Source organism: Amycolatopsis sp. EV170708-02-1 (assembly GCF_022479115.1).
Classification (GTDB): domain Bacteria; phylum Actinomycetota; class Actinomycetes; order Mycobacteriales; family Pseudonocardiaceae; genus Amycolatopsis.
In genome coordinates this window covers 1,767,606-1,792,997 of sequence record NZ_CP092497.1, presented here as the reverse complement: position 1 = coordinate 1,792,997, position 25,392 = coordinate 1,767,606, and the positions used below count along the sequence as shown (strand labels likewise).

Genomic DNA, 25,392 nt, shown 5'->3' with positions numbered 1-25,392 from the left:
AGCACCACTTGTGCAGCGGAGGAATTCATGGGCGAGCTCGACCGGATCGACGGCGGCCCGCGTTCGGCGATCGTGATCGGGGCCGGCGTGGTCGGCCTGTCGACCGCGTGGTTCTTGCAGGAACGCGGCGTCAACGTCACCGTGGTGGACCGCGCGGGCATCGCGGCGGGAGCGTCGTGGGGCAACGCCGGCTGGCTCTCCCCCGGGCTCTCGATCCCGCTCAACGAACCCGGCGTCCTGCGCTACGGGCTGCGGACGCTGCTGGACCGGCAGGCCCCGCTGCACGTTCCGCCGTCACCCGATCCGCGGCTGTGGTCGTTCCTCGCCCGGTTCGCCGCGAACTGCACGAGCCGGTCGTGGACCCGCGCGGTCGAGGCGAACGCACCGCTGAACGAGGAATGCCTGGAAGCCTTCGACGTCCTCACCGCGAACGGGGTGGACGCGCCGACCATCGAAGCGCCGATCACCGCGGCGTTCGGGACGGCGGACCAGGCCGCCGGGCTGATCAGCGAACTGCGGCGTATCGAAGAAGCGGGACAGGGCATCTCCTGGACCCGCCTCACCGCGGCCGAGCTCGCCGAGCGGTTCCCCCAGGCCACGGCCAGGCTCGGCGCCGGTGTCCGGATCGACGGGCAGCGCTACGTCGACCCGGGCCGGTTCGTCGAGTCGCTGGCACGGTCGGTGGTGAGCCGGGGCGGCACGATCCGTCACAAATTCGAGGTCGCTTCCCTGCGCGCGTACCGTCACGCGCTGAGCGTGCGCTCGAAGACAGGACAGACGGTGAACGCCAACGCGGTCGTGCTGGCGACCGGGGCCTGGCTCGGAGACCTCGGCCGCAAGTGGGGCGTCAAGGCCCCCGTGCGGGCCGGACGCGGCTACTCCTTCACCGTGCCGACCGACCGCCCGGTGCCCGGACCGCTCTACCTGCCGGACATCCGCGTGGCGTGCACGCCGTACCGCGAAGGGCTCCGCGTGGCCGGGACGATGGAGTTCCGGAAACCGGACGCGCGGCTGGATCCGGCCCGGATCGCCGCGATCATCGCCTCGGCGCGGCCTTTCCTCACCGGCCTGGACTGGGACGGGCGCACTGACGAGTGGGTCGGTTCCCGCCCCGTCACCACCGACGGACGGCACGTGATCGGCGCGACGAGCACACCCGGACTCTACGTCGCGGGCGGCCACGGCATGTGGGGACTGACCCACGGCCCGATCACCGGCCGCCTGCTGGCCGAGCACATCACCACGGGCAAACAGCCCGAGGCATTGCGTCCCTTCGACCCCCTTCGCCGATGACGCCGGACCACGAAACCCCATCCGACGAACAGTCCGAAGTGGACCGGCTCCGCGCCGAGAACGCCCTGCTGCGCACCGAAAAGGACCTTCTGCTGAAGGCCGCGATCGGGTTCGCCACCGACGCGGGCGCCTTCCAGCGGCGGCCCCGTGAACCAGAGACCCGCTGACCGACGCGGGACTCACCGAAGGTCTGTGGGGGCCGGGTCCTTTCCGCGCCCGGCCCTCACGGACGTATCCATCGAAAGGCGATCACCACCATGTCAGGTCCTTGGCTGACCGAGGAAGCGCACACACGACTGGTGCGCGAGCTCGCGACGTTGCGGCGCCCCGGCACCGACGACCGGTACGGCGACGACGACGAGATCACGCACAACACGCACCGGCAGGCCCGGATCCGGCAGATCGAGGACATTCTGCGCGGCGCCGTCGTCGGACAGGATCCGCCCGACGACGGGATCGCCGAGCCCGGCATGGTGCTCACCGTCCGGTACGACGACGGCGACACCGAGACCTTCCTGCTCGGCATCCGCGACGAGGCAGGACATGGCGAACTCGAGGTCTACTCCCCCGATTCCCCGCTCGGCCGGGCGCTGCACGGCGCGAAACCGGGCGACCGGCGGGAATATCGGGTGCCGAGCGGCGGGGCCGTCCACGTGACCCTGCTGGACGCCAAGCCGTACGGACGGCATCGGGAGGCCGCTCACTGACGAATCGGCGCCAAGGGCCAGGAGTGTGCGCCGTCAGGATCGTCGAGCCAGATCCGATGACCTCCATCAGCGGTCACGGTCAGGCCGAAGCGACCCCAGCCCGGCTCGGCGAGGTGCCGCCATTGATCGTGAGCCTTCTCGAACTCGTCCCAGATCCGCACCTCACCGTGTTGGCGGACCTCACGGCGCCCGCCGGAGGAGTTCACCGCGACCGCGCACCAGGAGCCTTCGTTCGCGGTGAACACGGCCCACCGGTGGGCGCCCGTACCGCGATAGCCGAACGTCAGTCCCGACGGCAGGGAGGATTGGGCCAGCAGCCAGGGAATCAAGGAATCCCAAGGGTGCGGCGGCAGCCCGGTGGTGGAGCGGTCACCGACCTCGACGGTGATGTCGACGGACTGGTCGGGCGGTGCCCCGCCGCTCTCCCGCATGGCCATGAAACCGGCCCATCGGGGCAGGAACCTGCCTTCGAGCCGGTCGCCGTGACGGGTGAGGAGGACGAGATTGCCGGCGTGCACGGTGCGTTTGAGGTCGACCAGGACGAGGCCGCCGTCACGGACCTGTTCCACCCACGACGAAGGGACGGCCGAAACCGAACAGGTCGCGATGATGCGATCGAAGGGCGCCTCGCCGGGTAGACCGGCGCCGCCGTGTCCGACGGCGAGCGTCGGACGCAGGTCGAGTTCGTGCAGACGGGCCCTGGCCGCGGCGACCTGCTCGGCGGCGATGTCCACCGAACAGACTTGGTCGTCACCGAGACGGTGAGTGAGCAGCCCGGCGTTGTATCCGGTCCCGGTCCCGATTTCGAGAACCCGGTGAGTGCCGTCGATTCGGAGTGCTTCGAGCATGCGGATCATCAAGCCGGGCTTGGTCGACGAGGACACCGTGACCTGGCTACCGCGAGGGGTCGACGCGAGCGCGGTGATCAGCGGCTGGTTACGGTAAACCTGGTCGAGCCAGTCAGGTGAGTCCGCGCCGGTCTCGCTCCACTTGCCGTCTGGCTGCTGGGTGTGGAAGCGCGGCACGAAGGCGTGCCTTGGCACAGCCTCGATGGCGGCACGCCACTCTGGTGCCCGTAATACCCCTTCCGCCGCGAGTTCGTCGGCAAGCCGGCGCGCCCGCTCACGCCATGGTGTCGTGACGGCAGTCATGGCGTCCCTCCTTCGGCGAGCTGGTCGGCGATGGTGTCGGTGATCGGTGCGGCGATGGCGTTTTCGATCCACCCATACTGGCCGCCCGCATTGCACTCCAGGAAGACCCATTCCCCGTCCGGACGGATGACGAAGTCGAAAGCCCCGTATACGAGCCCGAGGTCTCTGCAGTAACGCAGCACTCCACTCGCGACCGTGTCGGGCGGTTCCAGCCGGCAGTAGCTCAGGTTCGGATAGCCGTTGCGGTAGTCCAGATAGGTCTCCGGGGTTCGGGCATGGATCCCAGCGGCGAAGATGTGCTCACCGACCACGATGACCCTTGCTTCGTGGGCTTTGGGGATCCAGCGTTGAAACTGGTGCGGGGCGGTCGCCAGACCACGCAGGTCGGCCACGTTCTCGCTGCTGACTCTTTCGGTGAAGATGGTCTTGCGGCCGCCATCCTCGATGATCGAGGCCGCGCCGAATGCCTTGGTGATCGTCTCGCCGCCGTCGACGAAGTCGCTGACCGAGGCGTGGATGGTGGTGACGAGGGTGTCGGCCACGATGAGCCCGCAGCGGGCGGCGGTGACGAGCTGGACGGGCTTGTAGGCGGCGTCGGCATTGCGCGATGGGTGGTTGATCCACCGCACGGGCAGCGAGGCGAGCACGCCACCGAGGCCGAGTTTGCTCTCGCTCATGGCCCAGCTCCGCTCGGTCGCCGAAAGCTCGGCGGGGAAAGCGAACGCCGAGGGATTGCGATACCACACCGACCGCAATCCCTCGAGTGAGATCGTCCGTCCGTGAGCGGACAAGGTCCCCACCCATCGGCCGTTCCGTAACCGCGCATCGATCTCGGTATGCCGCGGGAACCACGCGGTGTCGACACGTGCGACCGGCGTGCCGCGTCGCTCCAACGCCACGACCACCCGGTCGGCGGTGAAGTCCCGTTCGGGTGCGAGGATGAGGACCGTCATCAGTCGTTGTCCCAGTCTTCGGAGCTGGGGCCGTCTTCGCCGTCGACAGTCGAGGTCGTTTCCGCCGACGGGTCCGTCATCATCGGGGACTCGATCACCGCCCGCCCTCCGGCATCGACCGCCACCTGGCGCACTGGGTCATAGCTCCATGACGTCCGCACGCCCACGGGCGAGGGAACATCATCGTGCCGAGGTGTGAAGCTCGCCCCGTCCAATGCGAACTGGGCGCTGACCGGGGCGAAGGGGTTCGATGCAGACATGTGACGTCCTTTCTTCGTGGCCTTGGAAGAAGGACACCGCGAATCGGCCATGTGCCACTAGGCTGAGCGACGACTCACGGTGCGTTCACGCACACTCACGGTGTTCGGATCGGTGGAGGCGGAATGACAACGGGCGTGCCAGACAGCGCGGCCGCCAAGGAGTCGGAGGCGGCGGCGAACGTGTTCGCCGCCGAGCTGGAACGGTGGCGCGACGTACGCGGATACTCCCGCGCCTCGCTGGCCAAGGCGATGGGCTACGACCGCTCGTATGTGTCGAAGGTGCTCTCCGGTACCGAACGCCCCTCGGAATCCTTCGCCGCCCAAGCGGAAGCCGCACTGCGCGCCGGAGGCGCCCTCCAGGCCGCTTTCCGAGACTTCGAAGTCAATCGTCCAACCCGTACCCGGCCCTCGGCCCCTTCGCACGCCGACTCACCCACGGCGACCGGTGGGCTGGTGGTCGAGCATGACGACGCGACCCTGCGCTACGAGAACGGCATCTACCGGCTCACCCAGCGCCGCCATCTGGTCAACCGCGGCGTCGAACCGATCACCCGCTACCTGATCCGCATCTCCGTCGACCGTTTCCCCGGCGATCCGGAACGTTCCAATCAGCTGTACGGCGAAGACCCACTGACCTGGGACGAGATCGACCTTCACGCTTGGCATGGCCGTTCTCGCGCGACATCGATGACGTGGACCGTCCATCACGACCGTGCCGCGTTCAAGGAGGTCTGGCTGCTTTTCGCGGGCGACCGCGGGCACTTTCCTCTTTATCCTGGGGAATCCTGCTGGATCGACTACGAATACACCGTCAGTGAGCACCACTGGGGGAACTGGTTCCAGCGTGCTGTCCGGCTCCCCACCCGCACTCTGTCGGTGTGCCTGGACTTCCCCTCCGACCTCTCCCCCGCCGTCTGGGGCCTGCACACCTCCATGACCGCACAGGCCATGCCTTTCGCGACCGCCATCAGCCGGAACGACACAGACGGCCGCAGCACCTTCTCCTGGGCATGCGAAGACCCGCCCCTGCATGCCCGATACCGACTCGAGTGGGACTTTCGTTCTCACCCGACCCACGCGGATGGGCCGCCGCCCCAGCCGAGCACGACCATGGCCGCACTGGGCATCGTCCAGGACCCCGCGCCGGCGCTTCGTCGTGTCGCCCGGCGCTTCGATCTACCCGCTGAGGCCGAGGACGCACGCCGAGTCGTCGCGGAGCTCAACGCCGCATGTGAGCGGGTGGCCCAGGCGCATACCTTCGGGAAGGGCATGGGAATCGCGGCCCCGCAGATCGGGGTCGATCGCGCCGCCGCGATCGTTCGCACCCCGGACGGAGAAGGCATCACGCTCTTCAATCCCACGATCATCGAGGAAAGCGGTGACACGGACGAGCAATATGAAGGGTGCCTGAGCTTCTTCGACGTTCGCGGCCAAGTTCCACGCCCGCATGTCATCCACGTCGAACACACCACCATCGACGGCTACACCAAGATCACCGTGTTCGAGCGCGGCGTCGCCCGGCTCGTCGCCCACGAGGTCGACCACCTCCACGGACGCCTCTACGTCGACCGTATGCGCCAGGGTGTCGTCCCGATCCCGGTCGAGCAGTACCGCGGCACCGGATCAGCCTGGAAGTACTGACGCCGCCCGCTAGATTGTCCTGTGTGGACCAAGACGAGTACCGCCGCCGACTTCGCCGCGTCCTCGACGCGCATTCCGACGACGTCGCCACGCGGCTGAGGGTGATCGTCGAGGCGATCGGCGACACCGTCGAAAGCGTGCAGATCGAGGTCTTCCCCGACCAGGACGGTGAGGGCACCTTCGACATCTGGGCGCGGTTCGACGGCCCGGATTCCTACGTCCTCAACAAACCCATCGACGAGCACCGCCACCTGTTCGGCGTCGTCCACGAGGAAACCGGCTGGGAACCGGATGTTCCGCCGCTCCCACGGGGCCTCTCGGCGGACCTCATCGTGGACACGGTCGTCGACTGGCTCGACTCGGTCTGGACCCGGACGTTCGATCGGACGCCGTCGGTTCCGGTGGAGGTGTCGTCCCCGGACGGCTACGGCTCGGCCGCCCAGATACCGCGGACATGCCCGATGTGACGCCGCATGAGCGCCTCGGCGCCGTCGGCGTCACGAGCCTCGACGAGGTCGACGAGTTGAGCGTGCTCGCGCGCTGACGAGGCGAGTTGCCCGCGTTCGGCGAGGACCTTGAGGCCGTAGATCCGCGCTCGGACGCGCAACGACCGGACGACTTCGACGAGGTGTTCGTTACCGGCCAGGCCGAGCAGCGAGAGATGGAACTCCATGTCGAACCTGACGTGTCCGATGAGGTCCTGCTCGACGGCAGCGCGTTCGATCTCGGCCGCGAGCTCGCGGAGCCGCTTCAGCGCGTCGGCGTCGGCGCCGGTCTCGGCGACGCGGCGCACGGTGGGCACCTCGATCAGGGCGCGTAGCTCGGTGACGTCGTCGAGTTCGCGTTCGGATGGCTCGGTGACCCGGAAACCCTTGTTGCGCACGGTCTCCATGAGCCCTTCCTTGACGAGGTCGAGCATCGCCTCCCGCACCGGTGTCGCGGACACGCCGAACTGTTCGGCCAGCGTCGGCGCGGAGTAGACGACACCGGGGCGCATCTCGCCCGAGATCACGGCACCGCGAAGGTTCTCGATGACCTCGTCGCGCAGGTTGCGACGGCCACCGATCGAGGACAGCCCCTTGATCGCGCCCACAGCCATGATCGCCCCTTCACCAGGCATTGTCTCAGTACAATGTCACATGTTACGTTCGTTCACCATGACAGGCGACGGGATCGACGCGGTGGATTACCACTGTGGTGGCGAACCGTTCAGGATCGTCACCACGACGGCGGGACCGGCCGGAGCGACGGTCGCGGAAAAGCGGGTCGCGGCCGCCGTCGACCCCGAGGTCGACGGATTGCGGCGGCTGCTCTGCTCCGAGCCACGCGGGCACGCCGACATGTACGGCGGTTTCGTCGTGGCGCCGGACGATCCGGGCGCCCATCTCGGTGTTCTCTTCTGGCACAAGGACGGCTTCTCCGCGGCGTGCGGCCACGGCACCATGTGCCTTGGCACTTGGGCGGTCCAGACCGGACTGGTGCCCGTCGATCCCGGCGGCGTCACCGACGTGGTGATCGACGTGCCGTCCGGACGGGTGACCGCACGGGTCACCACATCCGGGCCGAAGGTCACCGCGGTCGACTTCGTGAGTGTCGCCGCCTATCTCCTCCATGACGAGGTCGTCGTGGAAACCTCGCGCGGCGCCGCCTCCTGCACGGTCGCCTTCGGCGGCGCGATCTACGCCCACGTACCGGCGGCGGCCTTCGGCCTCTCCGTCGACAAGGCCTCGCTTCCCGGATTGATCGAGCTGGGACGGGAGATCAAGAACAAGCTCGACGCGAGCGCCTACGCCGAGCACCCGCTCGATCCGCGTCTCAGCGGCGTCTACGGCGTGATCTTCTTCGACGAACTCGGTGGCGAGGATGACAGAGACGTCCGCCAGCGCAATGTGACCGTCTTCGCCGACGGGCAGGTGGACAGGTCGCCTTGCGGTTCGGGGACCGCCTCCCGCGTCGCGGCGCTGCACGCGTCCGGACGGCTGGCGACGGACGGCTCTCTCGTCCACTCCTCGATCGTCGGTTCGACGTGGTCCGCCCGGATCGCGGACACGACCGTGGTCGCCGGCCGGAACGCGGTCCTGCCCGTGGTGACCGGCCGTGCGTTCCGCACCGGTCACCATCGGTTCGTCGTGGATCCCGACGACGATCTGGTCCCGGGCTTCGTATTGCGCTGACAAGGAGGATTCGTGGACGTCGTGACCCTCGGCCCGGACGAGATCCGGTCCGCCGTGTCCATGTCCGCCGCGATCGCCACGGTACGGAACGGTTTTCTCGCCCTGCACCGCGGCGAGTTCGAAATGCCGACGCGAACCGTGTTGCGCGACGGCGGATTCCTCGTGATGTCGACGCACCACCGGCCGACCGCGTCGGCGATGATCAAGACCTTGAGCCTCGATTTCGACCGTGTCCCGGCCATCGCCGGCACCGTCGTCTGGAGCGAACTCGGCCACAGCCGCCAGCTCGTCGCCGACGCCACCGAGGTGACCCGCATCCGCACCGGCGCCGTCACCGGTATCGCGACCGATCTGCTGGCTCCGCCGGAAGCGAAGACATGCACCCTCATCGGTGCGGGCGCGCAGGCGGCCGACCAGGTCCGGGCCGTGCACGCCGTCCGGCCGTTGACCGAACTCAGGATCGTCAGTCGCGGGCTCGAACGTGCCGAAGCGCTCGGCAAGTCGCTCGGCGCGGAGCTGGACCTCACCGCCGTCGTTCTCACCGATGCCGACGAGGCCGTCCGGGACGTGGACATCGTCTGCTGCGCGACGACGTCCACCAAGCCCCTGTTCTCACTCGAATCGCTGGCTGGACACGCTCACGTCAACGCCGTCGGCGCCTTCCGTCCCACCATGCGAGAACTGCCGGACGAGCTGCTCGCGGCCGCGACCGTGGTCATCGACGAACGGGAAGCGATCCTCGAGGAGTCTGGGGAGATCATCCACGCCCTCGCGGCGGGGACGATCACGGAGGACGACCTCACCGAACTGGGGACCGCGCTGGCCGAGGGAGTCACGAAGCGACGAGGCCGTACGGTCTTCAAGTCCGTCGGGGTGGCCATACAGGACTGGGCGATCGCCGGTCTTCTCGCTCGAATCTGCTTCGACCGGACGAAGTAGGCGGGCAGGTCGTCGGCGGCGACAGCTCTCGGCTGCCGCGTTCGTCAGCTCGGCAACCGGGAGTCTTCGCGGGACATCGGCGCGCCGGAGGCTCGCGTCTCGGCGGGGATGTGCTCTTCGTCCGCGGGTTTCCGGCGGCGCCCGTCCAGGAACCACTCGACGCCGAAATCGTCGGAACGGGCGACCATGATCAGCAGCACGATCAGATAGGCGAAGAAGCCCGCCGCGAGCCCGATGCCGTACGCGCCGAACAGCCTGCTCCCGGCCGGGAACAGGGCGAGTACCGCCCCACCGCCGACGGCACCGAGCAGCGCGGCGAGATCGGACAAGCCGATCTCGCCGGTTCTATACCTGTTCACGAAGTACAGGTTCCAGCCGAGCACGAAGCCGAAAGCGCCGGCACCGATCAACTCCCACATCGCCATTTCCTCATTCCTCGACCGTCAGACGGAGATCCGGACACGCCAGCGCGAGGTAGCTCAGCCCCGCCACGCTGCCGGTCCGGAGGAGTTCGAGACGGCTCATCCGGACCGCATCGCCGAGTTCCCGGTTCGCGCCGAGCACGAGCGGCACGAGATGATCGGCGAACCGGCACGCCGTCGTCTCCCCCACGTCGATCTCGGTACCGACGATCCCGCCCGCGCCCGCCCACAACAGCCGCTGCGTCAACGGATTCGGCTGATCGTTCCCCAGCGCGGCGGTACTGCAACCGTTGAGCAGGACCAGTGGCCGGGAGCGCCACGACCGGTAGAGGTCGTCGGGCAGCCCGCGCGCGGACAACCGCTCGCCGTCGCCGATTTCCACCCAGCCGATGCCCTGCTCTTCGTCGACGCCGCCGTGGCAGTACAGATAGATCAGGCTGGGCTGGACGGCCCGCAGCCGGGCGAGCAACCCGGCGCGCCGGTTCTCCTCGTACCACGCGACTCCCGGCAGCAGCTCCCGAAGCCGACGCAAATGCCTGTCCCGCAGGACGAAAGCGGGATCCATGGCCTTGCCCAGCACGAGGGCGGGCGGATCCGCGGATTCCACGGGCCGATCCGGTACCGGCCGATCCGTAGCCAGCGACGGCGGGCTGCCCAGGAGCAGCCGGAAACCCCAGAAACCGGCCGGGCACACCACCGTGTCCGAGTCCGAGAGACAACGCCCGCCGAAACAGCGCGGCTCCACACGGGCGATCAGATCGTCGAAGAACGCGCGGCAGGCACGCAGCTCGGCCGAACCGACCTCTGCCAAGGGAAAGTCGTAGACGATCGCGGCGGGAAGGGGCTGAGCGCACCCGTCCGGCCAGATCACCTGCACGCGGACCCGGTCCCGAAGCCGCTGCCACAACGGCACGGGATCCAGCCCGGCACGCACGAGCGCCGGGTCGATCCGCGGCCGGATCGCGGTGTAGACGTTCCGGCCGTGCAACGCCAGAGCCCCGAGCGCGGCGTCGATCGATCCCGGCGCCGCTTCCAGCCGCCGGTACAGGTCACGGGCGCGGGCCTGCAGCCGGTGCAGATGCGCCGCCGGTATGCCCGCGGCCATCGGCACCGCGCCGTCGGCGAAGAAGACGTGGATCCCGTGCTCGTCGGCGGTGTTGTGATTGACCATGATGCTCAGTGCATGTGGGGCCGCAGTGTCCAAAAGGGACGGATCGAGCCCGTATGCGGCCACATAGTCCCGCTCTGCTCGCCAGCCGCCGCCTTCCTCCGGCCAGCCGACGTCCGCTTCGACGGCGAACGACTGCCAAAGGACGCCGCGGCAATACAGCCCGACCCGCAGCCGCCGCCGCGCTGACCGCGCCGGGGTGCGGAGGTCGAACACGACGCGTCCGGTGTCCCCGGCGGTGAGCCCCACGCGCCGGGCCGACGTCCCCATGACCATCGGCCGTAGCCCGGCCGGGGTGCTGTCGAAGGCCACTACGTCGAGAGGCACCTCTCGGCTCGTGTCCGCGCCCGACAGCTCACCGATGTCCACCCACAGCACGTATCCGATGTCCGGGGTCAAGGGAATGGCCGACGGCGCGGGACTTCCGGCGAGGTCGGAGATCCCAACCCGGACCGGCCGGATTCCGGGTTCCGGTAGCCCGGTCGGCGGCTGAAGGGGCGGCGGCTTGCCGCCGCGGCGACGGACGAAGCGCAGCCCGGCGAGGGCGGCCGCGGCAAGCACCAGACCCGCGAGGATCGCGAGCCATGTCCGCGGTGGAAGATCGAGAAGTTCGGTGTTCTCCACGGCCGGCTGGGCAGGCGGCGGCGCGGGTGCGGCCAGCACGGTGACGGTCGCGAGCTTGAGCCGAGTGCCCGCCGGCCGGCGCGCGTACCCGGCCGGCGGTTTCGGTGACGATTCTTCGACGGACGGGCTCGTGAACGTGGTGGGCGCGCTCGTGGTCGGGGATTCGCTCGTGGTCACCGGCCCGGTCGAGGTGGTGGGCGGCTTCCGGGTCGAAGTCGAGGAGGCGCCCACACGGTGGCACGGCTGACAATGAAGTTCGGTAGGCCCCGGCGGCTGCCCGGCGTCGATCGTGAGCCTGCCACGGAGCGGCCCCCGGCTCGCACCTGAGCACGGGCCACTGGGTTCCCCGCCGAAGTAGAGCAGGCAGCCGTCGTCCGCAGCGACACCGTACTTGACGATCTCGTGAGCGGAGCCAGGGTGAACCTGCGTGGGGATGGCGTCCTGTTGCGCCGACGCCGGTAGGGCGACGGCGAGCAGGATGACGATCGACGCGGCAACGGCTGCCTGCGGGCGCGACATCCGATCCTCCCCACCGTCAGTGCACGCACAGGGGGACGATTGTGGTCCGCGACCGAGGTGAAGACCAGCCGGTGTCGGCCGAATCCACCGTCCGGGGGTGCGGGATCGCCGTGGTGGGCCCGAATCTGCCCAGACCGGACCCGGATCCGGTGGCGGAGCGCGACCGGAGGCAACCCCTTCGATACCCGGACTCCGCTGTACGTGAAGGCCCCCTTCACCGCGCCAAGCGCAATGAAGGGGGCCTTCACGTACTACGGGGACAGCCGACCTCGCCTAGGACTCGTCGAGGAGATCCTCGATCAGGATGGGGATATGCCGCACCCGGATACCGGTCGCGTTGTGGACGGCGTTCGCGACCGCCGCCGCCATCCCGACGGTGCCGATCTCGCCGAGCCCCTTCGCGCCGACCGAGTTGTGCAACGTGTCCGGGTACTCCACGAAATGCACGTCGACCTCGGGGATGTCCGCGTTCACCGGGATCAGGTAGCTCGCGAAATCCCCGTTGGCGAATCGCCCGTTCTCCTCGATCTCCAGCCCCTCGTGCAGAGCTGCCGAGACACCCCAGATCATGCCGCCGACGATCTGGCTCCGAGCCGCCGTCGGGTTGATGATCCGCCCGGCGTCGAACACCCCGAGCAGGCGGGAAACCCGGATCTCGCGTGTCCACTTGTGCACGCGGACTTCGCAGAACTGCGCGCCGAACGAGCTGAACGAATGCTTCGTCAGCTCCTCGCCGGGTGCCGAAGAACCGGTCACGGAAAGGGACGGCCGGTCCAGGGCCCGCAACAGCTCGCCGAAGGTCATCGTCCGTTCCCCGGCCTGCACGCGACCGTCCGCGTAGGCGGCCTCCATGCCTTCGAACGGCGCGCCCGGAGCGGACGCCAGTGCCAGCAGTTCGTCGATCGCCTTGGCCGCGGCGATCATGATGGCCGTCCCGGCGCTCGCGGTCGCCGTCGAACCTCCGGACATGCCGCCGGACGGCAGGCGCGAGTCGCCGAGCCTCGGCTTGACCCGATCCGGCGAGATGTCGAGCGACTCCCCACCGACCAGGGAAAGCACGGTCAGCAGGCCGGTTCCCGGGTCGGCGCCACTCGTCGCGACGGCGGCCGTGTCGTCGGGCAGCAGGGTGATCTCGACCGTGGCCGGGAATCGCAGTGCGGGGAACATGGCGGTGGCCGTGCCCATACCCACGAGCCAGTCGCCGTCGGTCCGTCCTTCGGGTGAGCGATCCGCCCAGCCGAACCGCGCCGCGCCCACCCGGAAGCATTCGTCGAGGTGCTTGCTCGACCATTGCAGGTCCTTGCCGGGCGGTGCGGTCGAGTTGTTCCGCTGCCGCAATTCGATCGGGTCCATGCGGAGCGCGATCGCGAGTTCGTCGATCGCGCTTTCCAACGCGAAAGACCCCGGTGCTTCCCCCGGTGCCCGCATGAACGTCGTCGGCGGGATGTTCAGCGGCACGATCTTCTGGCTGATGGCCAGGTTGCGGGTGGCGTACCACTCGCGCGAAGTGCCGTGCGAGGTCGGCTCGACGAACGACCGGTCCATGGGCGTGCTGCACCACGAGTCGTGCCGGAGCGCGTTGAGCGTGCCGTCGTGTTCCGCGCCGAGGGAGATCTTCTGCACCGTCGCGGCGCGTCCCGCGGTCGCGGTGAAGACCTGTTCCCGGCTCAGCACGGCCTTCACCGGCCTGCCCAGCGCCCTCGCCGCCGCCGCGGCCAGGAACGCCGGGGTGGACGTGTGGCCCTTGCCGCCGAACGCGCCGCCCACGAAGGGGTTCACCGCGTGTACCTCGGACGGCTCCGTGCCCAGCGCCATCGCCAGCTCCGCCGCTTGGAGATCGGATCCCTGGTTGCCGCTGTGGATCGTGAGACCGTCGGGGCCCCATGCCGCGACGGCGGAATGCGGTTCCATCGCGGCATGGTTCTGCGTCGCGGTGGTGTACGTGGCCTCGACGACCACCGGGCTCTCCGCGAGCGCGTCTTCGATCGACTCGACACCGTCGGCGAGGATCGCGAGGGACGACGGACCACCCCGCCCTTCAGGCGCTTCTTCGGCCGAGGCGAGGCCGTCCTGCAGCGAAGTCAGGGCGGGCCGGGGCAGGTAGGAGACCTCGACCAGCATCGCGGCGTCGCGCGCCTGCTCGTACGTCTCGGCGACCACGAAGCCGATCGGCTGCCCGTAGTAGGTGACTTCCTTGTCCTGCAAAGGAACCCAGGTCTCCCCCATGAACGGCGTGGAGGGGGTGTGCAACTGCAGCGGGTCGAACGGCGTGTACACACCGATCACCCCCGGAGCGCCCTTCGCCGCCGTGACGTCCATCGTGTCGATCTCGCCGTGAGCGATCGTGCTCAGCACGACGTAACCGTGGACCAGCCCGGGAAAGGTGTGGTCCGCCCCGTACTCGGCCCGGCCGGTGACCTTCAGCGGCCCGTCCACCCTGCTGGTCATGAGCGGTTCCCTTCGGTCAGTTCGAGCAGCGCGCGGACGATGGTCCGCCGCAGCAACGACGGCTTGAACGCGTTCGCGGCCAGCGGGCGCGCACCCTCGGCGGCCAGCGAGGCAGCCTCTTCGAACGCGGTGACGGTCGCGGGCGCTCCTCGCAGAGCCTCCTCGACGGCGGGCAGCCGCCACGGCACGGTCGCCACACCGCCCGCCGCGACCCGGGCGTCGACGATGCGCGAGTCCTCCACCCGCAGCGCGACCGCCGCGGAACACAGGGCGAACTCGTAGGACTGCCTGTCACGCACCTTGACGTAGGTGGAGTTCGACGCCCAGTCCAGCCGAGGGACCACCACCTCGGCGATCAGTTCGCCGTCCCGCAGATCGGTCTCGACCTCGGGGGTGTCCCCGGGCTGCCGGTAGAACGACGCCAGCTCGACGGTGCGGGACCCGGCCGCGCTGACCAGCCGGAGGCGCGCGTCGAGGGCGACCAGGGCGACGGCGACGTCGCTGGCGTGGGTCGCCACGCACGAATCGCTCGTGCCCAGCACCGCGTGCATCCGGTTCGCGCCCGAGAGCGCCGGGCAGCCGCTGCCGGGGACCCGCCGGTTGCACGGCATGGCGACGTCACGGAAGTACGAGCAGCGCGTGCGCTGCATGAGGTTTCCGCCGATGCTGGCCATGTTCCGGATCTGCTGGGACGCACTGAGCAGCAGGGCACGGGAGATCACCGGGTACACGCCTGCGTGTCCGGCGATGTCGCCCATCCGCTCCAGCGCGCCGAAGCGCAGGCCGTCGGTGGTGTCGATGCCCCGCAGCGGTACCGCGTTGATGTCGAGGACGTGTCGCGGTGTCAGGACGTTCAGTTTCATCAGGTCGACGAGAGTGGTGCCGCCCGCGAGGAAGGTGCCGGGCGAAGCGACCGCGTCTTCGACGGTCTCGGGCGCGAGCAGCTCAAAGGGACGCATCGGCCCTCCTCGCCTGCTCGACCGCCGCGACGATGTTCGGGTACGCCGCGCACCGGCAGAGGTTGCCGGACATGAACTCGCGGACGTCCTCGACGTCCTGCTCGACGGCGGCGACCGCCGACATGATCTGCCCGGAGGTGCAGAATCCGCACTGGAGGGCGTCCTGGTCGACGAACGCCTGCTGGACCGGATGCAGACCGTCCTCAGTGGACAGTGCTTCGACCGTGGTCACCGGCTGCTTCACGGTGGCGGCCAGGGTGAGACAGGACAGCACCGGCCGTCCGCCGACGTGCACCGTGCAGGCGCCGCACTGCCCCCTGTCACAGCCTTTCTTCGGCCCGGTGACGGCCAGCCGCTCTCGCAGCGTGTCCAGCAGGGTCACCCCGGGATCGACACTCAGGTGTTCCGTCCTGCCATTGACTTCGAGTGAGATGTCCACTGAAACTCTTTCCGCAGATCGCCCGGACCGTGGCCCGGACGGCGTAGGTTGAGGTGGTGGGAGTCCGTTCGTGAATCGAAACGGATATTCATCCGCTTCGTTTTCAAGTTAGCGGATCACGATCCGACCGGCAAGGTCGATGCCCACTCCTGGAGCCGCTCCAGGTTTCCCGGTTCCCTCGGCTACATTCACCGGAGGACGGGATCGGCGGACAGGAGGGAAGATGACGACGGGTTCGGTCAATCCCCGGCGTGCGGACACCCGGCGCAACCACGAGCGCATCCTCGCCACCGCGGCGAAGTCACTGGCCTGTTCCGGCGAGGTCTCGTTCAATGCCATCGCGAAGCAGGCCGAGGTCGGCGTCGGCACGGTGTACCGGCACTTCCCCACTCCCGAAGCCCTCATCCTGGCGGTGTACCGGCGCGAGGTGCGCCAGCTCGTCGAGATCGTGCCCAGCCTGCTCGAGAAGTACCCGCCGGAACAGGCGTTCCGCGTGTGGACGACCGATCACCTGGCGCACTACATGATGACCAAACGCGGCCTGGCCGACGCCTTGCGCGCCGCGGGAGCCTCACGCGGAGAACTGCCGGCGGGGGCCTACCAGGACATGGTCCGCGCGGTCTCCACCTTGTTGCAGGCCAACGTCGACGCCGGCATCGTCCGCGCGGACCTGGCACCTGAGACCGTTCTGCGCGGCCTTGGCGGCCTGCTCTACCTCGACCCGAAAGGCGAATGGCGGCGCGACGTCGCGAACCTGCTCGACCTGCTCTGGCGAGGGATGGGCACCGACCGGGCCTGACCATCCACAGTGGACGGCATCAGCCGGGCACCGGCGCGCCGCCGCGCAAGTAGTCCAAGTACAGGTCGAGCGCCGCTTCGAGGTGATCCGCGGATCCGGTGGACATCAGGATCGTCACCCCGCCCTGGATCGCGGCGATCAACGCGGCCGCGGCGCGGACCGAGTCGACGTCACGGCTGATGGCCCCGCTGTCCCGCATGTCCTCGATACCGGCCTGGACCTGACGCTGCCATTGCTCCAGCAGTTGCTTCGTGACCGCCTGCGCGGCGGGGGTATGCCTGCCGATCTCGGTGATCAGCACCCCGAGCGGGCAGTGCACCCCCTGCCGCCGGTATCGCCGGACCACCACGTCACGCCACTTCCCCCACGCCTCCCACGAGGTCAACCGCCCGAGATAGGGCTGCTGATCCTCGATCACCTGCCCGGCCTCCCATTCGGCCACGGCGAGGAGAAGCTGTTCCTTGCCCTCGGGGAAGTAGTGGAACAGCTGGCTCTTGCCCGTTCCGCTGCGGCGGCAGATGTCGTCGAGGGTCGCCGCCCCGACGCCGTGCTCACGGATCTCGTCCGCCGCGGCTTCGATGATCCGCTGCCGCGTCGCGGCGCCCTTCTTCGTGAGCACGAAAACCTCCCGGAATGTACTCGGCGTTCGATTGTCCCGTGTCCGCGCCGCTCGGTGGTCACGGCATCAGCAGAAGCTTCCCCGAGGTGCGGCGGGACTCGATGTCGCGGTGCGCCCGTGCCGCGTCGGCGAGGGCGTAACGGCCGCCGATATACGGGGCCACCTGACCTTTCCGGATGAACTCGAACAGCTCGTTCGCCCGCCGCACCAGCGCCTCACGGGTCGGCACGTGGTCGACGACGGACGGGTAGGACAGCAGGATGCTGTTCGGCAGATCCGCCGGACGAAACGAGGGGTTGCCGTTCACCACGCCGTAGTAGGCGTGCACGCCGTGGCGGCGAAGCGACAGCTGGGACGAATGGAACGTCGCCGAGCCGCCACCGTCGTACACGACGTGCGCGCCTTCGCCATCGGTCAGCTCTCGAACCTGTCGCTCGAAGCCGCCCCCGGCGGACACCAGCACATGGTCCGCACCCGCGTTCTTCGCCACCGGGACCTTCTCCTCACGGGACACGAGCCCGATCACGGTGCCGCCGCGTGCCTTGATCAGCTGGGTCAGGATGATGCCGACCCCGCCCGCGGCCGAGTGCACCACGGCCGTGTCTCCCGGCCGGATCGCGTACGTCTCCGTCGTGAAATGGTTCGCGGTCAGGCCCTGCATCAGGATGGCGGCCGCGGTCTCGTCGTCGATGTCGCCGGGCACCCGCACCAGCGACCGTGCCGGGATGGCGAGCCGTTCGGCGTAGCTGCCCTTGTGGTAACGCCAAGCGACCCTGTCGCCGACGGCGAAACCGTCGACGCCCGGCCCCAGCGCTGTGACGACCCCCATTCCTTCGACCCCCAGCACGGTGGGGACCGACCAGGTCGGCAGCGGCATCTTGCGGGCGCCGGTGTCCATGAAGTTGACCCCCGCCACGCCCAGCCGCACGCCTACCTCGCCGTTCTTCGGTTCCGGGTCCGGGAATTCGGTCCAGGTCATGACTTCCGGGCCGCCGTATTCGCTGATGTGGATCGCGTGCATGAGGCCAACGTAGGTCCGAAAAAATGTACCGGCAAGTACAGAAGAGATCCGAGCAGACTGTACTTGCCGGTACATTTTTTGGTCGGCATTCTCGGCCGGGTCAACCATTCCGAACGAAGGAAAGCCGATGGACGACCTCACCCGGCTGGTGGCGGTGGAGGACGTGCGACGCGTGATGGCTCGCTACGTCTACAACGCCGATCACCATCGCTGGGACGACCTCGCCGCCCTGTTCACTCCTGACGCGCCGTTCCTCGCCTCCACAGTGGACGGATCTATCCAGGCGCGGATGACCGGCCGCGCCGAGATCGCCGAGCGGCTCAAGGCCCGCAACCAAGCCGATTCCGTGCTGGTACACCACCTGTTCTCCAGCGAGATCGACTTCGAAACACAGGATTCGGCGACCGGTGTCTGGGCCATGGAGGACATCGTCACCACACCGCACGACGGCGAAATGCACGGCTACGGCCATTACCGGGTGCGCTTCACCCGGTCGGACGGCCGCTGGCTCATCGCCGAACTTCGCATCACCAGGCTCCGCCTGGACTGGACCCACCCGGACAAGGAGAACCGACCATGACCCTCGAACCGTTCGTCATCGACGTCGAGCAGGACGTCCTCGACGACCTCCGGAGGCGGCTGAAAGCGACCAGGTTCGCACCCGACCTGGACAACGAAGACGAGGCCTTCGGGCTGAGTACCGCCTACCTCAAGCCGATCGTGGAGTATTGGGCCGACGGTTTCGACTGGCGAGCCGTCGAAGCCCGGCTGAACGAGTACTCGCACCATCGCGTCGACGTCGGCGGCACGCCGGTGCACTTCATCCGTGAGCCGGGGAAGGGCCCCGCGCCTATTCCGTTGCTGCTCATGCACGGCTGGCCGTGGACCTTCTGGGACTGGAGCAAGGTCATCCGCCCGCTCGCCGATCCTGGCGCGCACGGCGGCGACCCCGCGGACGCCTTCGACGTCATCGTCCCTTCGCTGCCCGGCTTCGCGTTCTCCACTCCGCTGACGAACGGCAAGGAGAACTTCGTCAGCATGGCCGACCGGTTCCACACGCTGATGACCGAGGTGCTCGGCCACCGGCGCTTCGGGGTCGGCGCGGCCGACTACGGCGCGCTGGTCGGGGCGCAGCTCGGCCACAAGTACGCCGGCTCGCTCCACGGTCTCCACCTCGGCAACGAAATGCCACTGACGATCTTCCAGGGCGAGCGCCACTGGGATCTCACCGGCGGTGCGTCGATCGACGACCTGCCCGCCGGCCCGCGGGCCGACATGGTCAACTTCGTCGACACCTACGTTTCCCATGTCGCGACGCATATGCTCGACGCGCAGACGATCACGCACGGCCTGAACGATTCACCGATCGGGATGCTCGCGTGGATCCTCAAGCGGTGGAAGAAGTGGAGCGACCAGAACGGGGTCTTCGAAGACTCCTATCCGGTCGACCACATCCTCACCAACGCGACGATCTACTGGGTCAACCAGGCCATCGGGTCGTCGATCCGCGCCTACAAGAACGTCAACCGGCACCCGTGGCGGCCGTCGCACGACCGGACCCCGGCGGTCGAGGCGCCGACCGGGTTCACCTTCCACCTCGGCGACGCCGCCCCTCCGGGAGCCCACGACCGTGAACGCCGCGTCGCTGCCTTCAAGGAAGCGGCCGGCGACGTCTACGCCGACGTGCGGCAGGTCAACGTCCATCGGAAGGGCGGCCATTTCGGGCCGTGGGAAAATCCGGAAGCGTGGATCGAAGACCTGCGCGCCACGTTCCGCCCGCTGCGCTGAGCGGGCGGTCTCACAGCCGCGGGATGTTGCGGAGGTTCGCTCGGGCGAGGTCGATCATCCGGCCGACCCCGCCTTCGAGCACGACCTTGCTCGCGGCCAAGGCGAATCCGCCGAGCTGACCGGCGGTGATGTGCGGTGGGACGGACAGTGCGTTCGCGTCCGTCACGACGTCCACCAACGCGGGGCCGTCGTGGCTCAGTGCTTCCTTGAGCGCCGCGCGCAGCCGCGTCGGGTCGGTCACCCGCTCGGCACGCAGTCCCGCGCCACTGGCGATCGCGGCGAAATCCACCGGGCGGTGGTCGGTCTGATAGTCGGGGAGGCCGTCCACCAGCATCTCCAGCTTCACCATGCCGAGCGAAGAGTTGTTGAACGTCACGATCTTGACCGGCAGATCGTGCAACGCCACGGTGAGCAGTTCGCCGAGCAGCATGCCCAGTCCCCCGTCGCCGGACATCGACACGACCTGGCGTCCCGGATAGGCGAACTGCGCGCCGATGGCGTGCGGCAGCGCGTTGGCCATGGTGCCGTGCAGGAACGACCCGATGACCCGGCGGCGCCCGTTGGGCGTGAGATACCGGGCCGCCCATACGTTGCACATGCCGGTGTCGACGGTGAAGATCGCGTCGTCCGCGGCGAGTTCGTCGAGGAGGTCCGCGGCGAACTCCGGGTGGATGGGGACGTGCCGTTCGACGTTGCGGGTGTAGGCGTCGACGACCTGTTCCAGCGTTTTGCAGTGGTCACGCAGCATTCGGTCCAGGAACGTGCGGTCGGACTTGCGGCGCAGGAGCGGCAACACGGCACGCAGGGTTTCCCGCACGTCGCCGTGCACCGCCAGTTCCAGCGGGGTCCGTCGGCCCAGCCGGGTCGCGTCGTGATCGACCTGCACGGTCCGCGCCTGGGGAAGGAAGGAGTCATAAGGGAAATCGGTGCCGAGCAGGATCAGCAGATCCGCGTCGTTCATGGCCCGGTAGCAGGCGCCGTAACCGAGCAGGCCGCTCATTCCGACGTCGAACGGATTGTCGTACTGGATCCATTCCTTGCCGCGCAGGCTGTGGCCGACCGGCGCCTGCACGGTCCCGGCCAGTTCCATCACCTCGGCGTGCGCGCCGCGCACCCCGGCGCCGGCGAACACGGTGACGGTCTCGGCGTCGTTGATCAACTCGGCGAGCCTGGCCACCTGCGACTCGGGTGGCACGACCGTCCCGTGTTCGGTGACCGGCGCCCCGTTCCCGGTGGGCGCGACGGCGTCGAGGTGCGCGACGTCCCCCGGCAGCACCAGCACCGAAACCTCGCCGCGGGACAACGCGTGCTGCATGGCGATCCGCAGCACCCTCGGCATCTGGGCCGGCCTGCTGATCTGCTCGCAATAGCCACTGCAGTCGACGAACAGCCGCTCCGGATGGGTCTCCTGGAAGAACCCGGTCCCGATCTGACCGGACGGGATATGCGAGGCGAGCGCGAGAACCGGGGCTCCCGTGCGGTGCGCGTCGTAAAGTCCTTGCACCAGATGGGTGTTGCCGGGACCGCAGCTACCGGCGCACACCGCGAGCCGTCCGGTCAGCTGGGCCTCGGCCGCCGCCGCGAACGCGCCGGCCTCCTCGTTGCGCACGTGCACCCATTCGATACCCGGCGTCCGGCGGATGGCGTCGACGATGGGGTTGAGGCTGTCTCCGACCACGCCGTAGATCCGCTCCACCCCGGCCTGGACCAGGACTTGGACGAACTGTTCGGCGACGTTGGGCTTGGCCATCAGGACCCCTTCGATGCTTCGGCGGCGGGAACACCTTCATGATCCACGTGCGAGCGCGGGCTCGCAGGCCCTAGCCGAGCTCGGCCGAGGAACCGACAACGACCGCGTAGAGATCACCGATGGTGGCTAGCGCCGCGCGGTGCTGTTCGGCGGCGGTCACCGGGCCGTCGACGGACGGAAGCGGGCGCGTGGCGCAGGCGGCGGCCACCACGGTCGGGGCGTTCCCGCGCAGGAACGCGCCTTCCGCGGTGAACGTGACGCACATATGGGTCATGAACCCGGCCACGACGACGTCCCGGTGCCCGGCGGCGTCGACCAGCTCCCCCAGCCGGGTCCCGACGAACGAGTTCGGCGCGGTCTTCACCACGACCTCCTCGCCCGGGGCGGGGGCGACACGCTCGTGGATCCGGCCGATGTCCTGCTGGAGGTCGTACGGGCTGCCCTCGCCCCCGTCGTGCATGACGTGGATGACCGTCGCACCCGCGGCCCTGGCGCGTGCCAGCAACGTGGCCGCCTCGTCGAGCGCGGCTTCCCAGCCGTCGAGTTCCATCACGCCGCGGGTGTAGGTGTTCTGGTAGTCGACGAGGATCACCGTCGCGTCCGAGAGCGCCGCCGGGGCCGTCGGCAGGGTGCTGATTTCGCGGAGAGTGGTGCTGGTCATCGTGTTTCCTTCGCTTTCCGTCGGTACGGCTACCATCTTGGCTGACCCGATTCGAGAGTGAGATACGGATTCGGGTCAGCCATGGTCGGGATCGGCCGACATCCGCGGGAAGAGGGATCGATGAGCGCTCCGAAGGTGGCCGTCCTGGCGTTCGAGGGGATCAGCCCGTTCCATCTCGCCGTGCCATCGCTCGTCTGGGGCCCGGAATCCCCGGCGGGTGACATCGAGCCGTGGCCGCTCACGGTGGTCGCCGTCGAGCCGGGCAGGCTCACCACGAGCGCCGGATACACGATCGACGTCGCCGCGGGGCTCGGCGCCCTCGCGGAAGCCGACATCGTCGTCGTTCCGTGGTGGTCCGACCCCGAAACCTCGACGCCCGCGCCCGTGTCCGCCGCATTGCGGTCCGCGCACGAACGCGGAGCCCTTGTCGTCGGGCTCTGCCTGGGGGTCTTCGCCCTCGCGGACGCCGGCATCCTCGACGGTCGCGCCGCGACGACGCACTGGAAATGGATCGAGACGTTCCGGAGACGCTTCCCCGCGGTCGAGCTGCGCCCCGAGGAGCTGTACGTCGACGAAGGCGACGTCGTGACCGGCGCCGGTGCGACCGCCGGGATCGACACCTGCCTTCATCTGCTGGCCCGCACCGCAGGTCAGGTCGTCGCCAACCGCGTCGCCCGCCGGATCGTCGCGGCGCCGCACCGCTCCGGCGGCCAGGCCCAGTTCATCGAGCTTCCGGTCCCCGCCGCGGACGAGGATCCGCTCGCCGAGGTGATGAGCTGGGCTCGGGCCCATTTGGGCGCGCAGCACAGCATCGACGGCCTCGCCGCCCGAGCGCATATGAGCCGCAGTACGTTCACCCGCTCGTTCCGCGCCCGCACCGGGACCACCGTCCACAACTGGCTGGTCGCGCAACGTCTCGCGCGGGCGCGGCACCTTCTCGAAACGACCGCGCTCGGAGTCGACACCGTCGCGGCCCAATCCGGCTTCGGCACGCCGGCCCGGCTTCGCGAGCACTTCGCCACCGCACTGGGCACGACACCGACCCGCTACCGGATCGAGTTCTCCGCCCGGCGCTGACCAGCAACGGGACGAGTGAGCAATCCTTTTCTCTCGCCCGCGAAGGAAAAGTGGAATCAAAGCGCCTTGTCCCGCACTTGCTTTTCACCTTGATGAATAGGTCACCCCCGAGGGTGAGCTCAATCGAGTGCATTGCCCGGCGGAACTGGATCGAAGAAGCCGTTCCGGGGCAAGATGGCCGGGCACGACGACCGGCGCGACGGAGGACCATGTGGAGCTGTGCGGAACCCCCATCTTCGACTCTCTGGTCGAGGAGACTCGGAGGGCGGCCGGCGGGAATGGCACGCTCCCCCGGGACGGCGAAGACCATTCCGAATTGAGCGAGCAGCACACCGATTCCGGCAAGGAAAACAAATGACGAGCGGCGCGAGGTCATGAATATCCGAAATGACCCGGCCGACGCTTTTCATCCGGAATCCGCACCGGCGGAATTCTGTAGATCGTCGAGCAGTCCCAACTGGCCGGTGATGACCCCGGTCAGAATCCCGCGCGCGACGGCGAGCAGTTCGGCGACCGACGGACTGGTCAGGGAGTAGGAGACGGTCGTGCCCTCTTTGCGCGGCACCACCAGGTTGGCCCGGCGCAGGACCGCGAGCTGCTGGGACAGGTTGGCAGGCTCGATACCGAGGTCGGCGAGCAGCTCCGAGACGTGATGATCCCGCTCGCTGAGCAGTTCCAGCACACGGATCCGGACGGGGTGCCCCAGCGTCTTGAAGAACTCCGCCGTCGCCTGATACAGGGGACTGTTCATCGGCATCCCTTCCCCGCAGAGCCGTCCGCACCTCCCTGATCGTGCCCGACGACAAGGGCGTCCGAACGTCACCTCACACAGAACGGTCGCGACCACACCCGATCAGGGCACAACACCCGGTTCTTCGACGCCATCGAACATCCATAAATTGCATATTTATGCAAGTCTGCATATCAGAGAAGGTGAGAACACCTGTGAGTCACGGCATGCGGGATTCCGCGAGCCTCTTGTCGAGCCACCGGCCTGCCACGAGGAGCGGGCGGTGACCACACGCCACACCATCCCCGCCACGGCCACCCGGGCCCATCTGGTCCTCGCCGCGCACGCGGCGGAACTGGCCGATCTCGCGGCCAACGCCGCCAGGGTGGACGCCGGCTCTCCGCCGGACCACTCCGGCCTGATCGGGATGGCGCAGCAGATCGTCGAAGCGGCGGTCGTCGCCGCACGGCTCGACGGAAAGACCTGGCAGGAGATCGCCTGCGGGCTCGACGGGGAGACACCGAAGTCCGCGCGATCCCGGTACTGGCCCTCGGTCGCACGGTTCCGGGCAGACCCCTTTCCCGCGCAGGGCACCAGTTACGAGGGTGTGCCGGGACACACCGACCGGACGGCCTTCCGGCTTCGACGGCTGCCCACTCCGGCACCGCGATCCGAAACCCCCGCCGAGTCTGGGACGGGAACGACTCGCGCGCCGTCCGGACACCTCGCCCTGGTCACGATCCCGGCCGAACAGGGCGACCCCGAACCGGCGGCCACGGACGCCCGGCTGAAGATCGCGGAACGGCTCGTCGCCGCCTATGAGCGGATCGCCACAAACGACCGGCAGCCCCCGCAATGGATCCTCGACGGCCTGGCCCACGCCCGCCGCACTGCCGCGGAACTCCGAGGCCACACCGGTACGCCGCCTGAATGACCTCTCGCGGCGGTTCGCCGCGCAGGAAGCTACACCGAGGTCGCGAGGCCGGCTTCGCGATCGAAGTCGTGCTCGTCTTCGGTCTGCGTCCGCGCCACCATCTTCGCGACCAGGTCGAAGATCGGCGTAGCTTCCTGCGGGAAGGTCACGCTCTGCTGGTTCGCGCTCTCGGCGATCATGGACTGCTACTCCTCAAGGGTGATGGCTACAGCGACTGTTCACTCTAACGGCCCGGTTTCGATCACGGGCCGTATCCGGAGTTTTGGTACTCGCCCCGGCGAGATCAGGCGGCTTCGCCAGAACGCCCACCTGCGGA

27 protein-coding genes are annotated in these 25,392 nt (G+C 68.6%); 12 read left to right on the top strand and 15 right to left on the bottom strand.

The window, feature by feature from the left end; all coding sequences use genetic code 11:
• The first annotated feature begins 27 nt into the window (after positions 1 to 27).
• The 3 genes from MJQ72_RS08155 (at position 28) to MJQ72_RS08145 (ending at position 2,000) form a co-directional block, all read left to right on the top strand.
• Positions 28 to 1,293 carry an FAD-binding oxidoreductase gene (locus MJQ72_RS08155; RefSeq protein ID WP_240598517.1) on the top strand — a complete coding sequence of 422 codons (1,266 nt, stop codon included), beginning with the start codon at positions 28 to 30 and terminating at the stop codon, positions 1,291 to 1,293.
• A complete protein-coding gene (locus MJQ72_RS08150; RefSeq protein ID WP_240598516.1) occupies positions 1,290 to 1,460 on the top strand; it encodes a hypothetical protein in 171 nt (56 codons plus the stop codon). Before MJQ72_RS08155 ends, MJQ72_RS08150 begins: the two co-directional genes overlap by 4 nt.
• Before the next feature lie 90 nt (positions 1,461 to 1,550).
• Positions 1,551 to 2,000: a GreA/GreB family elongation factor gene (locus MJQ72_RS08145; protein WP_240598515.1), complete on the top strand. Its 450-nt coding sequence runs from the start codon at positions 1,551 to 1,553 to the stop codon at positions 1,998 to 2,000.
• Here MJQ72_RS08145 and MJQ72_RS08140 read toward each other — a convergent pair.
• From MJQ72_RS08140 to tgmA, 3 genes are read right to left on the bottom strand one after another with little or no spacing between them, the layout of a single operon-like run.
• Positions 1,994 to 3,151, bottom strand: a complete 1,158-nt coding sequence (locus MJQ72_RS08140) for a methyltransferase domain-containing protein (protein ID WP_240598514.1) — start codon at positions 3,149 to 3,151, stop codon at positions 1,994 to 1,996. The two genes, MJQ72_RS08145 and MJQ72_RS08140, sit on opposite strands and share 7 nt — an antisense overlap.
• Positions 3,148 to 4,104, bottom strand: coding sequence for an ATP-grasp ribosomal peptide maturase (gene tgmB, locus MJQ72_RS08135; protein ID WP_240598513.1), 957 nt, complete (start codon positions 4,102 to 4,104; stop codon positions 3,148 to 3,150). Before tgmB ends, MJQ72_RS08140 begins: the two co-directional genes overlap by 4 nt.
• Positions 4,104 to 4,364, bottom strand: coding sequence for a putative ATP-grasp-modified RiPP (tgmA, locus tag MJQ72_RS08130; RefSeq protein ID WP_240598512.1), 261 nt, complete (start codon positions 4,362 to 4,364; stop codon positions 4,104 to 4,106). Before tgmA ends, tgmB begins: the two co-directional genes overlap by 1 nt.
• 123 nt (positions 4,365 to 4,487) lie before the next feature.
• On the opposite strand from tgmA, the gene MJQ72_RS08125 reads away from it, so the two are divergent.
• Together MJQ72_RS08125 and MJQ72_RS08120 are read left to right on the top strand one after the other, a co-directional pair.
• Positions 4,488 to 6,005, top strand: a complete 1,518-nt coding sequence (locus MJQ72_RS08125; RefSeq protein ID WP_240598511.1) for a peptide deformylase — start codon at positions 4,488 to 4,490, stop codon at positions 6,003 to 6,005.
• Between the two features lie 23 nt (positions 6,006 to 6,028).
• Positions 6,029 to 6,472 carry a DUF6389 family protein gene (locus MJQ72_RS08120; protein ID WP_240598510.1) on the top strand — a complete coding sequence of 148 codons (444 nt, stop codon included), beginning with the start codon at positions 6,029 to 6,031 and terminating at the stop codon, positions 6,470 to 6,472.
• On the opposite strand, the gene MJQ72_RS08115 is transcribed toward MJQ72_RS08120, so the two are convergent.
• Entirely contained in the window at positions 6,430 to 7,104 is a 675-nt protein-coding gene (locus MJQ72_RS08115; RefSeq protein ID WP_240598509.1) for a GntR family transcriptional regulator, read from the bottom strand. The genes MJQ72_RS08120 and MJQ72_RS08115 overlap by 43 nt on opposite strands.
• A gap of 58 nt (positions 7,105 to 7,162) precedes the next feature.
• Between MJQ72_RS08115 and MJQ72_RS08110 the strand changes: the two genes are divergently transcribed.
• Together MJQ72_RS08110 and MJQ72_RS08105 are read left to right on the top strand one after the other, a co-directional pair.
• A complete protein-coding gene (locus tag MJQ72_RS08110; RefSeq protein ID WP_240598508.1) occupies positions 7,163 to 8,179 on the top strand; it encodes a proline racemase family protein in 1,017 nt (338 codons plus the stop codon).
• Between the two features lie 12 nt (positions 8,180 to 8,191).
• Positions 8,192 to 9,118: an ornithine cyclodeaminase family protein gene (locus MJQ72_RS08105; protein WP_240598507.1), complete on the top strand. Its 927-nt coding sequence runs from the start codon at positions 8,192 to 8,194 to the stop codon at positions 9,116 to 9,118.
• 44 nt (positions 9,119 to 9,162) lie between these two features.
• Here MJQ72_RS08105 and MJQ72_RS08100 read toward each other — a convergent pair whose 3' ends face one another.
• The 5 genes from MJQ72_RS08100 to MJQ72_RS08080 all read right to left on the bottom strand — a co-directional run bounded on the left by MJQ72_RS08100 (position 9,163) and on the right by MJQ72_RS08080 (position 15,697).
• Positions 9,163 to 9,537, bottom strand: coding sequence for a hypothetical protein (locus MJQ72_RS08100; RefSeq protein ID WP_240598506.1), 375 nt, complete (start codon positions 9,535 to 9,537; stop codon positions 9,163 to 9,165).
• A gap of 10 nt (positions 9,538 to 9,547) precedes the next feature.
• Positions 9,548 to 11,851, bottom strand: a complete 2,304-nt coding sequence (locus tag MJQ72_RS08095; RefSeq protein ID WP_240598505.1) for a CHAT domain-containing protein — start codon at positions 11,849 to 11,851, stop codon at positions 9,548 to 9,550.
• A gap of 273 nt (positions 11,852 to 12,124) precedes the next feature.
• The gene (locus tag MJQ72_RS08090) at positions 12,125 to 14,299 is read right to left on the bottom strand and encodes a xanthine dehydrogenase family protein molybdopterin-binding subunit (RefSeq protein WP_240598504.1); all 2,175 of its coding nucleotides are present in this window, start codon (positions 14,297 to 14,299) and stop codon (positions 12,125 to 12,127) included.
• Positions 14,296 to 15,258 (bottom strand): xanthine dehydrogenase family protein subunit M, encoded by a 963-nt coding sequence (locus tag MJQ72_RS08085; RefSeq protein ID WP_240598503.1) that lies wholly within the window; start codon positions 15,256 to 15,258, stop codon positions 14,296 to 14,298. The genes MJQ72_RS08090 and MJQ72_RS08085 overlap by 4 nt, the downstream gene beginning before the upstream one ends.
• Positions 15,245 to 15,697 carry a (2Fe-2S)-binding protein gene (locus tag MJQ72_RS08080; protein ID WP_063275439.1) on the bottom strand — a complete coding sequence of 151 codons (453 nt, stop codon included), beginning with the start codon at positions 15,695 to 15,697 and terminating at the stop codon, positions 15,245 to 15,247. The genes MJQ72_RS08085 and MJQ72_RS08080 overlap by 14 nt, the downstream gene beginning before the upstream one ends.
• A 223-nt stretch (positions 15,698 to 15,920) precedes the next feature.
• On the opposite strand from MJQ72_RS08080, the gene MJQ72_RS08075 reads away from it, so the two are divergent.
• Complete coding sequence (locus MJQ72_RS08075) at positions 15,921 to 16,496, top strand: TetR/AcrR family transcriptional regulator (protein WP_240598502.1); 576 nt, start codon at positions 15,921 to 15,923, stop codon at positions 16,494 to 16,496.
• 19 nt (positions 16,497 to 16,515) lie between these two features.
• Here MJQ72_RS08075 and MJQ72_RS08070 read toward each other — a convergent pair whose 3' ends face one another.
• Positions 16,516 to 17,115 carry a TetR/AcrR family transcriptional regulator gene (locus MJQ72_RS08070; protein ID WP_240598501.1) on the bottom strand — a complete coding sequence of 200 codons (600 nt, stop codon included), beginning with the start codon at positions 17,113 to 17,115 and terminating at the stop codon, positions 16,516 to 16,518.
• 58 nt (positions 17,116 to 17,173) lie between these two features.
• Complete coding sequence (locus MJQ72_RS08065; RefSeq protein WP_240598500.1) at positions 17,174 to 18,136, bottom strand: quinone oxidoreductase; 963 nt, start codon at positions 18,134 to 18,136, stop codon at positions 17,174 to 17,176.
• Positions 18,137 to 18,263: 127 nt separating this feature from the next.
• On the opposite strand from MJQ72_RS08065, the gene MJQ72_RS08060 reads away from it, so the two are divergent.
• Together MJQ72_RS08060 and MJQ72_RS08055 are read left to right on the top strand one after the other, a co-directional pair.
• Complete coding sequence (locus tag MJQ72_RS08060) at positions 18,264 to 18,716, top strand: nuclear transport factor 2 family protein (protein WP_240598499.1); 453 nt, start codon at positions 18,264 to 18,266, stop codon at positions 18,714 to 18,716.
• Positions 18,713 to 19,924: an epoxide hydrolase family protein gene (locus MJQ72_RS08055; RefSeq protein ID WP_240598498.1), complete on the top strand. Its 1,212-nt coding sequence runs from the start codon at positions 18,713 to 18,715 to the stop codon at positions 19,922 to 19,924. The genes MJQ72_RS08060 and MJQ72_RS08055 overlap by 4 nt, the downstream gene beginning before the upstream one ends.
• Positions 19,925 to 19,934: 10 nt before the next feature.
• Here MJQ72_RS08055 and MJQ72_RS08050 read toward each other — a convergent pair whose 3' ends face one another.
• Both MJQ72_RS08050 and MJQ72_RS08045 read right to left on the bottom strand, forming a co-directional pair.
• Positions 19,935 to 21,674 carry a pyruvate dehydrogenase gene (locus MJQ72_RS08050; RefSeq protein WP_240598497.1) on the bottom strand — a complete coding sequence of 580 codons (1,740 nt, stop codon included), beginning with the start codon at positions 21,672 to 21,674 and terminating at the stop codon, positions 19,935 to 19,937.
• A 70-nt stretch (positions 21,675 to 21,744) separates the two neighbouring features.
• Positions 21,745 to 22,335, bottom strand: a complete 591-nt coding sequence (locus MJQ72_RS08045; protein ID WP_240598496.1) for an isochorismatase family protein — start codon at positions 22,333 to 22,335, stop codon at positions 21,745 to 21,747.
• A 120-nt stretch (positions 22,336 to 22,455) separates the two neighbouring features.
• On the opposite strand from MJQ72_RS08045, the gene MJQ72_RS08040 reads away from it, so the two are divergent.
• Complete coding sequence (locus tag MJQ72_RS08040; protein ID WP_240598495.1) at positions 22,456 to 23,412, top strand: helix-turn-helix domain-containing protein; 957 nt, start codon at positions 22,456 to 22,458, stop codon at positions 23,410 to 23,412.
• Between the two features lie 406 nt (positions 23,413 to 23,818).
• Here MJQ72_RS08040 and MJQ72_RS08035 read toward each other — a convergent pair whose 3' ends face one another.
• A complete protein-coding gene (locus MJQ72_RS08035; RefSeq protein WP_240598494.1) occupies positions 23,819 to 24,163 on the bottom strand; it encodes a helix-turn-helix transcriptional regulator in 345 nt (114 codons plus the stop codon).
• Positions 24,164 to 24,425: 262 nt separating this feature from the next.
• Between MJQ72_RS08035 and MJQ72_RS08030 the strand changes: the two genes are divergently transcribed.
• The gene (locus MJQ72_RS08030) at positions 24,426 to 25,076 is read left to right on the top strand and encodes a hypothetical protein (protein WP_240598493.1); all 651 of its coding nucleotides are present in this window, start codon (positions 24,426 to 24,428) and stop codon (positions 25,074 to 25,076) included.
• 29 nt (positions 25,077 to 25,105) lie between these two features.
• Here the strand turns inward: MJQ72_RS08030 and MJQ72_RS08025 are convergent, their stop codons facing one another.
• On the bottom strand, positions 25,106 to 25,255 hold the full coding sequence (locus MJQ72_RS08025) for a hypothetical protein (RefSeq protein ID WP_185927105.1): 150 nt from the start codon (positions 25,253 to 25,255) through the stop codon (positions 25,106 to 25,108).
• Positions 25,256 to 25,392 lie beyond the last annotated feature (137 nt).

Excerpts from the sequence above, each read along its gene's own strand:
- MJQ72_RS08155 (WP_240598517.1), top strand. The coding sequence starts at position 28 with ATGGGCGAGCTCGACCGGATCGACGGCGGCCCGCGTTCGGCGATCGTG.
- MJQ72_RS08150 (WP_240598516.1), top strand. The coding sequence starts at position 1,290 with ATGACGCCGGACCACGAAACCCCATCCGACGAACAGTCCGAAGTGGAC.
- MJQ72_RS08145 (WP_240598515.1), top strand. The coding sequence starts at position 1,551 with ATGTCAGGTCCTTGGCTGACCGAGGAAGCGCACACACGACTGGTGCGC.
- MJQ72_RS08140 (WP_240598514.1), bottom strand. The coding sequence starts at position 3,151 with ATGACTGCCGTCACGACACCATGGCGTGAGCGGGCGCGCCGGCTTGCC.
- tgmB (WP_240598513.1), bottom strand. The coding sequence starts at position 4,104 with ATGACGGTCCTCATCCTCGCACCCGAACGGGACTTCACCGCCGACCGG.
- tgmA (WP_240598512.1), bottom strand. The coding sequence starts at position 4,364 with ATGTCTGCATCGAACCCCTTCGCCCCGGTCAGCGCCCAGTTCGCATTG.
- MJQ72_RS08125 (WP_240598511.1), top strand. The coding sequence starts at position 4,488 with ATGACAACGGGCGTGCCAGACAGCGCGGCCGCCAAGGAGTCGGAGGCG.
- MJQ72_RS08115 (WP_240598509.1), bottom strand. The coding sequence starts at position 7,104 with ATGGCTGTGGGCGCGATCAAGGGGCTGTCCTCGATCGGTGGCCGTCGC.
- MJQ72_RS08110 (WP_240598508.1), top strand. The coding sequence starts at position 7,163 with ATGACAGGCGACGGGATCGACGCGGTGGATTACCACTGTGGTGGCGAA.
- MJQ72_RS08100 (WP_240598506.1), bottom strand. The coding sequence starts at position 9,537 with ATGTGGGAGTTGATCGGTGCCGGCGCTTTCGGCTTCGTGCTCGGCTGG.
- MJQ72_RS08095 (WP_240598505.1), bottom strand. The coding sequence starts at position 11,851 with ATGTCGCGCCCGCAGGCAGCCGTTGCCGCGTCGATCGTCATCCTGCTC.
- MJQ72_RS08090 (WP_240598504.1), bottom strand. The coding sequence starts at position 14,299 with ATGACCAGCAGGGTGGACGGGCCGCTGAAGGTCACCGGCCGGGCCGAG.
- MJQ72_RS08085 (WP_240598503.1), bottom strand. The coding sequence starts at position 15,258 with ATGCGTCCCTTTGAGCTGCTCGCGCCCGAGACCGTCGAAGACGCGGTC.
- MJQ72_RS08075 (WP_240598502.1), top strand. The coding sequence starts at position 15,921 with ATGACGACGGGTTCGGTCAATCCCCGGCGTGCGGACACCCGGCGCAAC.
- MJQ72_RS08065 (WP_240598500.1), bottom strand. The coding sequence starts at position 18,136 with ATGCACGCGATCCACATCAGCGAATACGGCGGCCCGGAAGTCATGACC.
- MJQ72_RS08060 (WP_240598499.1), top strand. The coding sequence starts at position 18,264 with ATGGACGACCTCACCCGGCTGGTGGCGGTGGAGGACGTGCGACGCGTG.
- MJQ72_RS08055 (WP_240598498.1), top strand. The coding sequence starts at position 18,713 with ATGACCCTCGAACCGTTCGTCATCGACGTCGAGCAGGACGTCCTCGAC.
- MJQ72_RS08050 (WP_240598497.1), bottom strand. The coding sequence starts at position 21,674 with ATGGCCAAGCCCAACGTCGCCGAACAGTTCGTCCAAGTCCTGGTCCAG.
- MJQ72_RS08045 (WP_240598496.1), bottom strand. The coding sequence starts at position 22,335 with ATGACCAGCACCACTCTCCGCGAAATCAGCACCCTGCCGACGGCCCCG.
- MJQ72_RS08040 (WP_240598495.1), top strand. The coding sequence starts at position 22,456 with ATGAGCGCTCCGAAGGTGGCCGTCCTGGCGTTCGAGGGGATCAGCCCG.
- MJQ72_RS08035 (WP_240598494.1), bottom strand. The coding sequence starts at position 24,163 with ATGAACAGTCCCCTGTATCAGGCGACGGCGGAGTTCTTCAAGACGCTG.
- MJQ72_RS08025 (WP_185927105.1), bottom strand. The coding sequence starts at position 25,255 with ATGATCGCCGAGAGCGCGAACCAGCAGAGCGTGACCTTCCCGCAGGAA.